The organism is Niabella digestorum (assembly GCF_036409055.1).
Lineage (GTDB): Bacteria > Bacteroidota > Bacteroidia > Chitinophagales > Chitinophagaceae > Niabella > Niabella composti.
This window is the reverse complement of the sequence record NZ_JAZGLY010000005.1, coordinates 262,155-277,095: the sequence shown is the minus strand read 5'-3', so window position 1 is coordinate 277,095 and position 14,941 is coordinate 262,155. Positions and strand designations below refer to the sequence as shown.

Here is a 14,941-nt window from a genome sequence, read left to right as displayed (position 1 = left end):
TAAAGCATAATTATGTAAGCTGTTTTAGAAACAGTTCGTCGTTAAAAGAGGGATTATTGGAATATTCAATAATCCCTCAGTTCCTAACCATTTATTGTATCAACCACATTATCGAATTGATGTTATCGTTTCCGTTAAACTGCCTATTTACTGCATCTTCTACATTTTCTTTATTAATGGTAAACTCATTAGCCGGATAACGCCAACGTTTAGGTACCATACCATTGTTGAGGGTGCCTGGTCCTACACTAAGTGTAGGAATACCTGTTCTTCTTTGTTCAAAGAATGCTTCTCTTCCTGAGTTCATAAAGAAGGCGATGTATTTCTGTTTTGCAATTTGTGAGAGGCCTGTAGCACTATTGTAGGCTACACCGGGATTTGACAGGTAGGTGGTAACATCACCTCCTGTAATATTATAAAATGCCATAGAGGCGGTGATTCCGTTATCATAGTGTTGTTTAGCTGTACCTGCTCCTGATATCCAGCCGCGTTCAATAGCTTCAGCTATTAGAAATTCCTGCTCTGCATATCCCAGAAATATTGTAGGCTCATTTACCTGATTTTGATGATAACGGCTTTTAATGCGCGATGCAGATGCAGAAGTAAGTTGCATTTCAGCCAATGTAAGTCCTCCATCCACCCCATCATAACTGGAGAATTCATTAGCCGGTCTGCCACTTACTGGTTCAGCAAAGGAAAATAATCGGGGATCCTGAAAATCTTTCAACATATTGACAAAATTTTTCTCCATCGATACCGATGTAGCAAAGCTGATATGCTGAAACGTGGGATAGGAATTATTAGTTGCTGAAGTATTGTACACGATTTGTCCATTATCATTGTTATCATTCATCAGCGGATATTTAGTAGGATTACTAATGATGCTTTGAAACTGTTGCTTAATATTCAAGTCCGGATCGTTTTCTTTTTTTGATAGATGTATCAGCAATCTTAATCTGAAAGCATTGATTAGCTTTTTCCACTGAAGCACGGGATCGGGACGCCCTCCGTAGATAATATCGCCGGTTATAGGGCCATTGGCACTGCTGAGCATATTATTGGCTTCTTCCAGTTCCGCTAATAAACCAAGATAGATTTCTTTTTGACTATCATACTTGGGAGTGGCAAGTCCCTCGTGTCCACGCAATGCTTCTGAATAGGGAATATCACCAAATGTTTCGGTAAGCTGGGAGAATAACACCGCCCGAAAGAATTTGGCCAACGCCTTATAATTGTCATTTCCATTCTTAGCCATCTCCTGAACATTTCGAAGGATGTTATAATTGTTATAACTTCCTGTTCCCCAGTTGTAGGTCATAGATTCGGATGTGCGTTCGTAATAAGCTAAATGCCTGTCTACATACGAGTAGTCCGTGTGTGTGATATTAAAAACGGATATTTGTATACCTGCTAATAATAGCGCTGGATCTCCTACAGAAGGATTGTCGGGATCAATCTGATAATAGGCATTCTTATGACAGGAGGAGAGCAGTGCGATTAACGAGAATGTAATGAAAGTTATATAGTGTGTAGCTTTCTTCATAGCAAAAAATTTAGGCGGTTAGAATTTTAAATTGATATTGATACCAACATTCCTGTATGATGGTTCAGCCATAGTAGTACCGGAATATGCTTCAGGATCCATATAAGGAACTTTGGTAAACATTAACAGATTACGCCCTACTAGCGATATACTTACCGATTTAAATGGTGTTTTGTTAAGCGAAGCGGGTTTAAAGTTGTACCCGATAATAACTTCTCTCAGTTTTAAATAGGTCTGTTTGTATAATAACGACTCAGTCACACCATTTGTATAGGTTGCAAATACCCAGTCTATATAATCCACTTTGACATCGTTGGGAGCAAAGGTGCGGTTATCGCTTATGATATTTCCAAAAGCATCGTATACCACATCGCCACCGGTAACTACTACGCCTTTTCCAACATAAGTTTTCTGTCCGGCATAGGAATCTTCCCTATAAGAGTTGGCTGTGGCAGGATGCGAACCTCCTTCGTACATTTTCGCCTCCACACCATTAAACATGTTGCCCCCCACGCGGCCATCCAGTAAAAAGCTAAATGAAAATTGCTTCAACCGAAAGGCATTATTAATGCCATAATCAAAGTCGTGTTCATGCACGCCTAAATTGATTAACTGGTTCAAATATTTGGGTAAGCCGTTTTCATATACAATCTGTCCGTCAGGAGATTTTTCCCATACCCATCCTGTATAGGCTAGCTCACCTCCCCATCTTGCCGGATCCACATTGATTCTATCGCCTACTTTTATCAGTCCTCTGCTTTCGACTCCTCCATACAATTCTTTTACATAGTTTCTGATGCGGCTATAGTTTACCAAAATATCCCATCCGAAATTTTTGTTTTGAATAGGCGATGCGTTTAATACTATTTCCCATCCCCGTCTGTTATATACATCGCCATTTACACGATAAGAAGAATAACCTGAAGCTTGTGATAGGCTGATATCTCTGGGTGAGTCTTTATCAAGATAGCTATAGTATGTGAGATCTAATCCTAAACGATTATTCAGGAATTTGGTTTCAAGACCCACTTCTCTTGAAATTGTTCTACTAGGACGAATGGCTGAATCTAATATTGAACCGGGGCTTGATAACGACGGTACACCATTCCATCTTGTACCTGAGCTATAAGTCGGCACTGTATAATACGGCGATACATCTGATTTTACATCCGCATAAGCTCCTCTAAGTTTTACAAAATTAATAGCATCGGGTAGCCTTACTACATCCGATAAGATAAAGCTCAATGATGCAGAAGGGTAGAAGTAAGAGTTGTAGGGTTTTCGTAATGAGCTACTCCAATCATTTCTCACACTGATGTTGAGGTTAAGAAAGTTTTTATATCCCAAATCGGCATATCCCAAAACACTGTTGACTTCTTTCTCCCAACGATCGTTGTAAGTTGTTGCCGGATCACGCGACATAGCCAGGTTATATACTTTCGGTACCTGTAATCCTCCGGTTGTACTTCCGCCGTTTGTTGAGTAGGATTCGTAACGATTAGCACCGCCGCCTGCAATAGTCATATCCAAATCGCCAAATGTTTTTTTGTAAGTGAGTAACGCGTCTGTCTGAAACAATAGTCTACTGGTACTGCTTATCGAGAATGCTCCATAAGGCAATGCCGAATAAGAGATGAAACTGTACGGAGTTTTTAACTCTGATCCGCTGTTACTAAAGGTGCCGCCACTTCTTATCATCAGACTTAAGTTGTCTGAGATATTATAGTTTAAACTTGCAGTTCCAACAACTACATCGTTTTTATATTGACGAAGACGTTCATAAGCTAGGTACCAAGGGTTGTTATACCAAGAGTAGTTGTAGTTCATCTGTTGAATATCCTTTACTCCGTAAGGCTTAAATTGACCTTCCTGCTCGTATCCACCTGCAGGTTTCCAATAATCACGCAGATCTCGTATATCCACATCGGCTCCCATCCATAAGAGTATATTGTAGAAAAAGTTTTCTGGGTTATAAGAATTATCAGGGTAATTGGGTGAAAACTGTCTGTTATAAGATAAGCTTCCCTCGATTTTTATTTTAGGAGAAATTTTGATATCTCCTGCTACCGCAAAGGTGCTGGAATTGAGTTTGGTATTAGGTATCTGTCCACGTTGGTACATATGACTTAACGATACTCTGTAACCTCCTAGTTCGCCACGTGCTGCAACATTGGCGTTGATGGTATACAGCATCTGTGGACGCATGAAGTTCTGCAAATTTTTCTTGCCTCGCGAAATATAGGGTATGGGTTTATAATGGCTTTGTCCTGTGTATCCATTTTGAGTAAACTCGTACCACGTGTTTGGATCGTATGGACTGTTATATTGAGGATATTCCACCCATCCGCTTTCCGTTGTAGGATCAGGTACATCCAGCTTAGGTCCCCAAACGTATCCATAGTTATCATAAAATCCACCACCGCCTTTCCCATCTATAAATGCGTAGTAGCCTTTCCACCCCATACCATATTGAGTCTGATATTCGGGAAGCTTAAGCCAGCCTGCAGTCATTTGAAATCCTTGATTAATGCTAGTCTCTACACCAGACCCCCTTTTGCCTTTTTTAGTAGTAATTTGCAAGGCTCCGTTTACACCAAGACTGCCGTACAGCAAAGCTGCCGCATTACTTTTCAGTACGTTAATGCTTTCGATATCATCAGCATTTAAGTTCCATAAGTCTCCTTGAGAAGGAATTCCATCTATTACAACGAGAGGTGTTTTCCCTCGCAGTGCAATGCTGGCTGTTTCATAAAGGGATGCTTTGTTGTTAATGGTGAGACCTGCAACTCGTCCTGTAAGGCCGGAAATTACCTGAGGCTCGCGTGCTTTGGTCATTGCTTCTCCTTTCACCTCCTGTGTGGCAAATCCTAATACTCTTTTATCTTTTTGTATGCCCAATGCTGTCGTTACAATTACTTCATCCATCCCTAGTGCAGCGGGTAGTAAGTATATTTCTATTTGATGGCTACTAACCTTCAGCTCTTGGGTAACGTATCCAATTCCGGAGACGATAATCGTACTTCCGGAGCGTATGGCTAAGCTGAAGCTACCATCGGTATTAGAGCTCGTGCCATTTGAAGTTCCTTTTTCGATAATACTAATACCAGGAAGGAAAGTACTGTCGCTAGAGGAGCGAACCGTTCCCTTAATATGGACCGTCGTTTGGGCCTGGCATATTATCGAAAGTATGCCTAGCAATACAATTAGAAGTGTTTTTTGCATAAGAGTGGTTTTAAGTTCTTGAATATCTTCATTAACTGGAGGTGTTGTAAATGGTTTATTATCGTTGTTGACTCATAGCATTCGATATTATTAATCGTATGTCACACACTATATGATCTGGCAAGAATATTTCAAATTTCCAATTAAAGGTAATTAATTGAATGAATATTCAATTAATTTATCATTAACTTTAAGCGTGCAATCGATTGCGCGTTTGAAGCGCAGAGATTATAAAATAGGTAATTTAGAATTGCTAAAATATTCCTATCACTAAACTCAAATGCATGGGAAGAAAGAGTTTAAAAGAACCAAGACAAAAAGAAATTATTGAAGCTTTTTACAGACTGGCTAAAAAGGAAGGGCTGGAAAATGCATCTATTGCCAAAACTGCCAATCTGATAAAAATAAATCCCAGTTTAGTGATGCATTATTTCAAGACAAAGGAGCATCTTATTTATGGACTTGTAGAGTATATACTACATAAGTATTTGCAGATTTTTAAAATTCCACCACGTTATCAAAACGATCCTAAAAAAGCCCTGAAGATTGTAATTGAGAATATTTTTTCTCATAAATGGAATACGTTATTTGACGATAGTGTTTCTTATAGTTGTTATGCACTTGTATTTCGCAATAAAATAATAAGAGGAAAATATAAATCCCTTTTGGATGAGCTTCGTAAAAAACTGGAGCAGCTTATCATCAGTTGTAATGAACAAAAAGTGCTTTCAGTAAAGAATCCAGCATATACGGCCGATCTCATTTTTGTATTAGTAGATGGTGCATATTATTATTTAAGTCTTGCTGATGATAAAAAAGAATATACAACCAAGCTTAGTAATTATAAAAGAGAAGCGTTCAAGCTGTTGGGATTGACCTAAACTCAGTTTTTTTTTGATAAAATCATTATCATTGCCATTACAGCTATGCCGCCCCAAACCAGATTTACTACAATATTAGGATGGTCCTCCAGAAAGAAGGCATGCACAATCATACCTATGGCACCTGCCAGGTTCATAAAATGATACAATATACTATTGGCCTTGAGTTTTCGTATACTTAGCAGAAAGTAGGCTATCAAGTAAAAGACAGTACCCAGCCATCCCAAAACACTGGCGGATGTAAATCCGGCAAGCAATGCACACAGCATAAAAATCATGATGATAGATTTTGATACAAGTTTGATGACTCTATTCAATTTGAGTGTGTCTTAGCTCCAGAAGATTTAGCGCATTCGTGGTAAATCCTTTTACATTCTTTTGTACTAAATGAATGACTTTATCGTACCATAAAGGAACAACCGGCGCATCATTAATGGCTATCTGATCAGCTTTTCTGTATAGCGCATATCTAATAGAATCGTTGGTTTCTTGAATGGCCTGCTCAAACACTTTATCAAATTCAGGATTGTTGTATCGCGTATAGTTGGGAGGCGCGGGATTTTTAGAATAAAATACCGATAGATAATTTTCTGCATCGGGGTAGTCGGCTATCCAACCCCCACGGAAGAACGCGGTTTTAGAGCCTGCGGTCATTTCGAACAGCAGCGATTTCTGCACTACTTCCACCTGTACACGTATGCCTAATTCTTCCAACTGTTTTGCAATAAAATTCCCAAAATCAGCATAAACCGAAATGGTGAGCAATTTAATGGGAGGAAGACCTTTTCCTCCGGGGAAACCAGCTTCTTTTAGTAATTGCGCAGCTTTGACAGGATTGTAGTTGTATCCCTTTACGAGGGAGTCGTTAAATGACGGCATTCCTTTGGGAACAAAACCGCTCTGAGCAGGAGTTCCTAAAGAGTTGCGCAGGTAGAGTATCATTTTTTCCCTGTCGAAACCATAATTAATGGCTTGACGCACTTTCTTGAATCGTGTCGGCGCATTTTTAACTAACGGATTGGTGGTGTCCATTAGAAACCCTAAATATTCTACATTTAAATAGGGGTGCGTTTGCAGCTCTATTTTATCTTGCCATTTTTTGCGTAAAGTGCCCTTTTTGGTAAGTACTTCGTCTTTAAAGCTAGGGTCAAGCTCGTTGATAAAGTCCAATTGTCCCTGACGAAATAACAAAAACTCTGTAGCCCTGCTATCTTTAAAACTAATTTTGATGCCGTCGAGATAGGGCAATCGTCTACCGGCACTGTCAAACTCAAAATATTTTTCGTTTTTGGCAAATATCAAAGCCTGTCCTTCTTCCCACACCACAAATTTGAAAGGCCCTGTACCTACGGGATGCTGCCTGAAATCAACCCCATATTGCTGTACCGCTTCTGGGGCCACTACTGAGCAATATTGCATGGAAAGTATGCCCAATATAGGTTGATAGGGACGTAGGAGCTTAAGCTGAAAAATAGTATCGTTAATAGCCGTGAAGGGTTGTATACTATCTACCTTACCATTGAAAATCCATGCGCCCGGACTGGCAGTTTTGGGATCTAGTATCCGCTGAAAACTGAACACCACATCCGATGCCACCATTTTGCGTCCTTTTCCATCGGGAAAGCAGGCGTCGTCATGAAACCACACATCATCTCTCAAGTAAAAAGTATATGTCGTTTTATCCGGAGAAATGTCCCAATACTTTGCCAGAGAGGGTTTAATATTCAGACTGTCATCTATCTCTACCAATGTGTTGAACAACTGATGGGCGGGCCACATGGTAGACTGGTTCTTGGCGAATGCCGGATCCAGCGAAGCAATACCGGCATATTCGTTATAACGGAATATTTTCTTTTTATTTTTTTCGGAAGGTTGATGGCATGCATATAATAGGGCTATAGCACTTATTATTATTGCCCACTGAGAAAAAATTTGTCTCATTTTGAAAACATAAATCATGCTGAACCCCCTTCTTAAATATCGAAATTGACCGTTTATCAACTTAAAAATACTGTTTGAAACCGAAGATTTAAATTTACACTATCAATTGTACAACATGCGTAAAGATATTTATAAGGCAATAATTTTCGCTGTTGCGATGGTGTTTTGTTTTACAGCAAATGCGCAACTAGGAAGCAATAAAAAGCAATTTAGCAGACAAGATTCGCTTCGAGGCTCGCTAAGGCCAGAGCGCGACTGGTGGAATGTGACCCGTTATGATATTGCTGTAAGTGTGGATATACCCCGAAAGTTTATTAAGGGTAATGTAGATATTAGTTACAAAGTACTGCACGTGAGTAGCAACAACCTCATGCAGATTGATCTACAGGAGCCTATGCAGATAGACCGCGTCGAATATCTCGATACCAAAAAAGCTTTATCATTTACTAGAGAAGGAAATGTATATTGGCTGCAACATTCCTCCCCACCCCAACCCGGAAGTGAGCAAAAATTGCGTATTTACTTTAAAGGGCATCCCAAAGTGGCAGTGCGTGCTCCTTGGGATGGAGGATGGGTATGGACAAAAGACTCTTTAGGCCGCGATTGGGTTACGGTGGCATGTCAAGGCCTCGGAGCCAGTGTTTGGTATCCTTGTAAGGATCATCAAAGCGACGAGCCGGATAAAGGTGCATCCCTCTCGATAACCGTTCCGGATTCGCTTACGGCTATTGGCAACGGCCGGCTGATAGGTACCACGGCTCATGCTAATGGAACCACCACCTGGAAATGGGAGGTAACATCACCTATCAATACCTATAATATCGTTCCCTACATAGGCAAATATGTAAATTTTAAAGACGCTCTGCAAGGACTGAAAGGGCAGTTGGACCTGAGTTATTGGGTTTTGGATTATAATTTATCAAGAGCCCGGCAACAATTTGCTGTGGTACCTGAAATGATTCGTTGTTTTGAAGACTGGATGGGACCTTATCCGTTTTATGAAGATAGCTACAAGCTTGTAGAGTCGCCGCACCTAGGTATGGAACACCAAAGTGCTGTAGCTTACGGCAATAGATATCGCATGGGCTATCTGGGAAGAGATTTAAGTAATAGCGGTTGGGGCTTAAAGTGGGATTTTATCATTATTCATGAAAGTGGACACGAATGGTTTGGAAATAATATTACCTCAAAGGATATCGCCGACATGTGGGTGCATGAAGGGTTTACTAATTATACCGAGACGATGTTTACCGAATGCTTATTTGGTAAAAAAGCAGGTTCTGAATATGTTATCGGTCTCCGCAATGCTATACAAAACGATATACCTATTATCGGTCCTTATGGTGTAAATAAGGAGGGAAGTGGTGATATGTATTATAAAGGGAGCAATATGATACATACCATCCGACAGGTTATTGATAATGACAGTATATTTAAAGATATCTTACGAGGACTGAACAAAGACTTCTATCATCAAACCGTTACCGGTAAACAAGTAGAAGAATATATAAGCCGAAAAAGTGGTAAAGATCTCAGCAAAATATTTGAACAGTATCTTCGAACTGTTCAAATTCCCGAACTTCAATACTACAAGAAGGGAAAATATATTTTCTACAAGTGGGAAAATGTGGTTAAAGGATTTGACATGCCGATAAAACTCACCAACGGGAAATGGATTTATCCTAAAGAAACTTTAAAAAAGATAGCATTAGACGAGCTCGGTGATACGGGTTTTGAAGTAATTCCTGATTTTTACATTACAGTGAAAGAAATTTAGTTTTGCCATTCCGAGTGCTCACAAAATATCCTATGTTTGATATGTTTGGCAACCAATAAGTAAACCGGAGTTTTTCTAATGAGTGTAAAAATCAGGCAGCAAAGCATTATTTCTTCTTTAGTCATTTATTTTGGCTTTGCTATTGGATTACTCAATACCTACTTTTTTACCAAGGAAGGGCTATTTACAAGTGCAGAGTACGGTTTAACAAAGATATTTATTGATATCGCCACGCTAATTGCATCTCTGTCCACCTTTGCCATGCCGGGCTTTATCTATAAGTTCTATCCTTACTATAATGATAACCTCAAGCCTCGAGAGAGCGATATGCTGGCCTGGGCGGTTTTGGTGAGTATTGTAGGGTTTGTGCTGATTGTATTTTTGGGATGGAGTTTTAAAGAATTAGTATATCGGAAATACAGTGCCAATTCTCCTTTGTTTGTTACTTACTATTACTGGGTTTTTCCCATGGGGTTGGGGTTAACGCTCTATAATGTTTTTGAGGCTTATGCCTGGAGTTTGCATAAATCCATTCTTACCAATTTTGTTAAAGAAGTAGAATGGCGTTTGCTCACTACTATTATTATTGTTCTCTTTTTTTTTAACGTCATACCCGATTTTGACACATTCATTAAACTGTATGCTTTTACCTATCTGGGAATTGCGCTTACGTTGCTGATCTATATATTGGTAACCAAAAAAGCCTTTTTTGTTTTTAGAATCAGTAAGGTTACCAGAAGATTTATTAAGAAGATTGCACGCTTTTGTTTTTTTATCTATAGTGGCGGACTGATATTTACTTTGGCACAAGTATTCGACTCCTTTGTAATAGGAGCAGTACTGGATAACGGAATGGAAAAAGTAGGGATATTCAGCCTGGCCTATATATTAACCAGCTTGATTCAGGCTCCTCAGCGTGGAATTATTGCGGCTTCTGTAGCGCATCTGGCTCAAGCTTGGAAAAATAAAAACCTGCAAACCATACAAACCATCTATCAGCGTTCTTCCATCAACCAGCTAATTTTTGCTTCGTTTATGCTTGTGTTGATTACGTTGAATTATCAGAATGCAGTGATAGCTTTCAAGCTAAAACCCGAATATTTGTTGGGTTTTCATGCTTTTATAATTCTGGGATTAATGCGCTTGGTGGATATGGGATCGGGCGTAAATGCTCAGATTATAGGCACTTCTAATTACTGGAAATTTGAACTATTTAGCGGAGTAGTGCTACTACTGCTGATGTTGCCCTTGAATTATTTTCTTACAAAGAAATTGGATATACTGGGGCCGGCACTAGCGAATTTGCTTTCAATGACAGTGTATAATCTGATACGCATTGTATTCCTTTGGAAAAAGTACCGCTTATTTCCTTTTACCCCTAAATCGGTGCATACTATCAACCTCGCTTTAGGTGTATTCCTTGTTACCTGGTTTTTATTTAAAGACTGGCAAGGGTTTACGGGTTTATTTTCGAGAAGCCTTTTTGCGCTGGTGCTATTTTGCGGAGGTATATATATACTCAATCTTTCACCGGATGTTCAGCCCGTTTTGCAATCGCTCCATCAACGCATGCGTTCAATTTTAGGCAAAAATAAAAAAGGATAGCAAGTAATTGCTACCCTTTTTATCCAATGATGCTATCATGTCTTCACCATAATTGGTTGGAAGATGATAATTCGTATATAACACCGAATCCAAAGCTATAGTATTTATTGGGATTGTTAATGCCGGGACCGGTACGGTTGTCGAGATTCTTAGAGAAGAATCTTAGATTGCCTTCAGCCAAAATCTTAAAACGATCGTTTATTTTATATTTAACTCCTAAACCGGCGGGCATTACAAAGCCCGTTCTGTCTTTGCTGTCTTTGGGGCCTAAGCTGGAAGTATAATTGAATAATGTATAAACGCCGGCACCCACATTTACAAACGGGGTGATGTTATTGATGCTTAAATCGATGAAATCATATTCTGCTTTTGCCGATACTTCAATCATTTCGGTTTGGAAATAACCGGAGGGTTTCTCTTCTTGGGAGGGCACATTTGTATTATCGGCTCTCATGCGACCTCCAAACAATTCTCCGCGAACATATAGTTTATCCCAGACTTTTCTACGATAATTAAGAGAAGCGTAAAGGGATGAGTGACTGGCTAGAGAGGCATCTACAGCAAATCTTCCTGAATAGGATAGAGCTCCAAAGCCCAATCCCAAACTGTTTTTCTGTGCTATATATGTCTGAGCGAAAGCAATAGAAGATGCTGTAATAAGCATAAACGCTAGAATAAGTTTTTTCATAGTTATAATTATTTTATTCGAACTATTTTGCCCAACTTCTTGCACTTAAATTGTTCAATTGTTCTTCTATAATAGCGGCCTGTTCGGGTGTGAGGGGTGTATTGTTAAAACCATTCTCCGCATCAAGCGAGGATTTGATAATCCTGCTTTCAAAAAGACGGTTTTCAAATACTTCTTCCCATGTTACAGAACCGCCTAGGTTTAGTGGATTGGTAATACGATTCCTTACTAAAGTCTTTCTTAAATCGGGGTAATATACCCAGAATGCAGCATGTTCGCTATTTTCCAGTGTATATCCATCAGAAGTGGTATAACTAATGACAGGTGCAATACCTAGGATGCGCACATAGGTTTTGCCATCACGCTTGTTAAAAAGCCACTCTTCTTTTATTCTGAATTTGTATACAGAGTCAGGCGATATCATTCGGTTTCTTACCTGATACCCTACGATATTACCATCTAGGTCATATTTGGCAGATGTATCTGTTCCTCCACCGAATGCAGCTAGAGCTTCTTCAAAGGTGATGGGAGTTGTAAATCGATCGTCAATATTGCTGAAGGCCTGTACGCCGTCTTCTTTAATGGCTTTAAGAAGAATGTTGATAAATCGTTTATCATTATCGCCTTCAATTGTCTTATTATAGAAGTATTTGGCGTTTTGAGGGGTACGTGCATCTATAGTGCGCCATGCCCTTATGCGAAAAGCTGCATCAGCTGCATAGAGCGGCGTATAAGCTAAAGGCTGTGCTGTACTGTCAATATCGTCATCTTCCAAAATATTGTCTTTTCTTAAGGAAGGTTTATAAGTACCATACAAACCGCCTTCGCCTTCGTCTTCGACAACTTCGATAGGTAAATTGACTTCAGGTTGCGACGTATAGTCACCACTTTCTCCTGAAGGTGTAGCATATTGGCTATTGGATTGTGTTGACTGATTATTGTTTCTTCTGTTAGATCTCTGTGAAGGTGTTGTATCGTAAGCACTTCGCGGTGCATTTTGAGCATGCACACTATCCACATCTAAAAGGAATGCACAACACAAAGTAAAAAATACAAGTTGTTTCATGGTACTTTACTTTTTAATACAGGTTAAACGCAATAGGAGCTAATGTTCGTGGCCCTCCCGGACCTACAGCTCTTATTTCATCAATAGTAATCGTACTTCCGGGCTGTGCTCTTTCAATAAGACTACGTGCCGGAGCAAAACTGTTGCCGGATACAGCTTTGTACATGAATTCAGGATAACCGGCTCCTGCAAAAGTGATTGTGTAACTGGTAACGGTAAACTTTACGCCTTCGAAGACAAAGTTTTCCAGCTCTGCTCGCACGCCAGACTGTGCTTTAAAATCGTTTACACGCATGCGTCCTCCACGACTATTTCCTACCATGGCCGTAGGAGTGGGTACCGTTTTTACACGAAAGTCGAAGCTTGTGGTTTTCTTTCCATCGTTTACAGTAATTGTTGCGGTGCCCGGGGTTGTAACACGCGCAATGTATCTGCCATTGCTACCGGTGATTGTACCTTGGCTGATTGAAACTTTTAAATTGCTAGCATTGGTGCCACTACCTCCACCGATGGAAATAGGGTTATCTAGACCTACATACAATACTTTAACCGCATCGGCACTTACTGTAAGGCCAGTGGGTGCTGCTACAACGTACTGAATATCTTTAGTGAGTGTTGCAGTAGTACCATCGGGTTTGACAAACGAAACGTTTACTTTTTTAGTGTAAGATCCCGGGTTCCCCGCAACAGTTTTATATTCGGCAAGGCCATTTTCGTTTAAAGGTACTTGTACGCCATCAATCGTTACTGAGGGTTTTGCATTTTTACTAAATGCTCCCACTCCGGCAGTAATGGTAAATTCACTTCCGGGATATAATACTTGAGAGTTGGCTGTGGCCAAAGCCTGAAACTCGTCATATACTACCTGTACTTCACCAATTTGATTATGACAATATTCTACGACTTGTGCCTCGGCGTTTTTGATATCGCTTTGGAATTTGGAAAGAATAGTGATGGCCGCAAGTGCAGGTGTTCGTCTAAAGTATGCAGCCTCCCAAGTATTATTGCTTTTGTTTTGTACCGGAGGCATACTCAGGTCCAGCGGAAAACTGTTTTTAAACTGTGCTTCTATTTTTGGATCGATACTCAATATATTGTTTTTGTATTCTGTTAATCGTTTGAGTAACTCTTTTCCGCTTGTTTCATCCACCATAATTTTCGTTGGCGCATTGGTGTTTTTTTCATTGAAATGGTCGCCAGAGGAGCCGGCTTCGTTTTTTATTTTGGTTTTTAAATCTTCTATATAAGCAACCAGCTCATCAGAAAGTTGCTTAGCTTTATCTGCTTTGGGTTTCCAAATTGAGGCCAGCTCGCTCGTTTTGGGATCTTTCAGTTTTGACTCGAAGGATGAGAAAATGGTGTTGGTTTTATTATCAATGACAGCACTGGCATTGGAGAAGCTTTTATCCATGGTTCTGAAAGCGTTCAGAACTTCGCTGGATACATTTAGTGCTAATAATGCCGTAAGCACTAAATACATCACATTGATCATCTTTTGTCGGGGCTCCTTAGGTAAAGCCATAGGATAATGAATAATTTAAGGTTAACGACTACGCGATGTTACTTTTGTTGTGTATCTTTTATCATCGTATTAGGATCCTTTTATTTGCATGGCTGCAATCATACTGCTATACATTTGATTTAGCTTTTGCAGATTTTTAGCCAGTTCAGCCATTTCTTTTTGTGTGACTTTAGCATCTTCAGCACTGCTGATAAGTGCATGCGATGTTTCAGCAAGCTTGTTGTAATAGGTATTAACACGGTTGATTGCTAAAGTAGCCTCTTTTACCTGCTTGGCATATTCGTCTGTTTCTACAACAGTATTAGTAGCGTTAGCTATTTTGATAATATTGGCTTCAAGTGTTTTAAAGCCTTCGCTTAGCTTTTGGAGTGATTCGGGAGTAATATCGGCTGCCTGCAACATTTCATCCAGTGCGGCAAGAGAACTGCCAGTTTTTGTCGGTGTTTGTTTTTGTGCGATGGTTTCCTGTTGGGGTGCGTCATCTAATGCTTGAGGCTTAAAGGCATACATATATGCATATACCAGAAAAACCAATGCTTCGGTATACATACCGAATTTCAACCACGTATCGGGATTGCCGATAGGTGCAGTGTTGGTAAGCTTAAACAATGCACCTAAAAGTACAGGTACTGCCCCTAGTGAAAAGAAAACGTTCAAATAACGTTGAATGTTTGTGCTTCTTCCTTCATTCATTGT

General features: G+C 39.8%; 11 protein-coding genes. 3 read left to right on the top strand and 8 right to left on the bottom strand.

Features of this window, described 5'->3' with window-relative positions:
- Positions 1–91: 91 nt before the first annotated feature.
- Positions 92–1,543, bottom strand: coding sequence for a SusD/RagB family nutrient-binding outer membrane lipoprotein (locus V2H41_RS10550; protein WP_330975118.1), 1,452 nt, complete (start codon positions 1,541–1,543; stop codon positions 92–94).
- An 18-nt stretch (positions 1,544–1,561) separates the two neighbouring features.
- A complete protein-coding gene (locus V2H41_RS10545) occupies positions 1,562–4,765 on the bottom strand; it encodes a SusC/RagA family TonB-linked outer membrane protein (RefSeq protein ID WP_330975117.1) in 3,204 nt (1,067 codons plus the stop codon).
- 284 nt (positions 4,766–5,049) lie between these two features.
- Between V2H41_RS10545 and V2H41_RS10540 the strand changes: the two genes are divergently transcribed.
- Positions 5,050–5,646, top strand: coding sequence for a TetR/AcrR family transcriptional regulator (locus tag V2H41_RS10540; RefSeq protein ID WP_330975116.1), 597 nt, complete (start codon positions 5,050–5,052; stop codon positions 5,644–5,646).
- 2 nt (positions 5,647–5,648) lie between these two features.
- Here V2H41_RS10540 and V2H41_RS10535 read toward each other — a convergent pair whose 3' ends face one another.
- Together V2H41_RS10535 and V2H41_RS10530 are read right to left on the bottom strand one after the other, a co-directional pair.
- The gene (locus tag V2H41_RS10535; protein ID WP_330975115.1) at positions 5,649–5,924 is read right to left on the bottom strand and encodes a CBU_0592 family membrane protein; all 276 of its coding nucleotides are present in this window, start codon (positions 5,922–5,924) and stop codon (positions 5,649–5,651) included.
- Positions 5,925–5,955: 31 nt separating this feature from the next.
- A complete protein-coding gene (locus V2H41_RS10530) occupies positions 5,956–7,587 on the bottom strand; it encodes an ABC transporter substrate-binding protein (RefSeq protein WP_330975114.1) in 1,632 nt (543 codons plus the stop codon).
- Between the two features lie 115 nt (positions 7,588–7,702).
- On the opposite strand from V2H41_RS10530, the gene V2H41_RS10525 reads away from it, so the two are divergent.
- On the top strand, positions 7,703–9,364 hold the full coding sequence (locus V2H41_RS10525; RefSeq protein WP_330975113.1) for a M1 family metallopeptidase: 1,662 nt from the start codon (positions 7,703–7,705) through the stop codon (positions 9,362–9,364).
- Positions 9,365–9,442: 78 nt separating this feature from the next.
- Positions 9,443–10,969 carry a lipopolysaccharide biosynthesis protein gene (locus tag V2H41_RS10520; RefSeq protein ID WP_330975112.1) on the top strand — a complete coding sequence of 509 codons (1,527 nt, stop codon included), beginning with the start codon at positions 9,443–9,445 and terminating at the stop codon, positions 10,967–10,969.
- A gap of 43 nt (positions 10,970–11,012) precedes the next feature.
- On the opposite strand, the gene V2H41_RS10515 is transcribed toward V2H41_RS10520, so the two are convergent.
- The 4 genes from V2H41_RS10515 to V2H41_RS10500 all read right to left on the bottom strand — a co-directional run bounded on the left by V2H41_RS10515 (position 11,013) and on the right by V2H41_RS10500 (position 14,938).
- Complete coding sequence (locus V2H41_RS10515; RefSeq protein ID WP_330975111.1) at positions 11,013–11,657, bottom strand: DUF6089 family protein; 645 nt, start codon at positions 11,655–11,657, stop codon at positions 11,013–11,015.
- A gap of 22 nt (positions 11,658–11,679) precedes the next feature.
- On the bottom strand, positions 11,680–12,723 hold the full coding sequence (gene porN, locus V2H41_RS10510) for a type IX secretion system ring subunit PorN/GldN (RefSeq protein WP_330975110.1): 1,044 nt from the start codon (positions 12,721–12,723) through the stop codon (positions 11,680–11,682).
- Between the two features lie 13 nt (positions 12,724–12,736).
- Positions 12,737–14,245 carry a type IX secretion system motor protein PorM/GldM gene (porM, locus tag V2H41_RS10505; RefSeq protein ID WP_330975109.1) on the bottom strand — a complete coding sequence of 503 codons (1,509 nt, stop codon included), beginning with the start codon at positions 14,243–14,245 and terminating at the stop codon, positions 12,737–12,739.
- Between the two features lie 69 nt (positions 14,246–14,314).
- A complete protein-coding gene (locus V2H41_RS10500) occupies positions 14,315–14,938 on the bottom strand; it encodes a GldL-related protein (protein WP_330975108.1) in 624 nt (207 codons plus the stop codon).
- Positions 14,939–14,941: the final 3 nt, after the last annotated feature.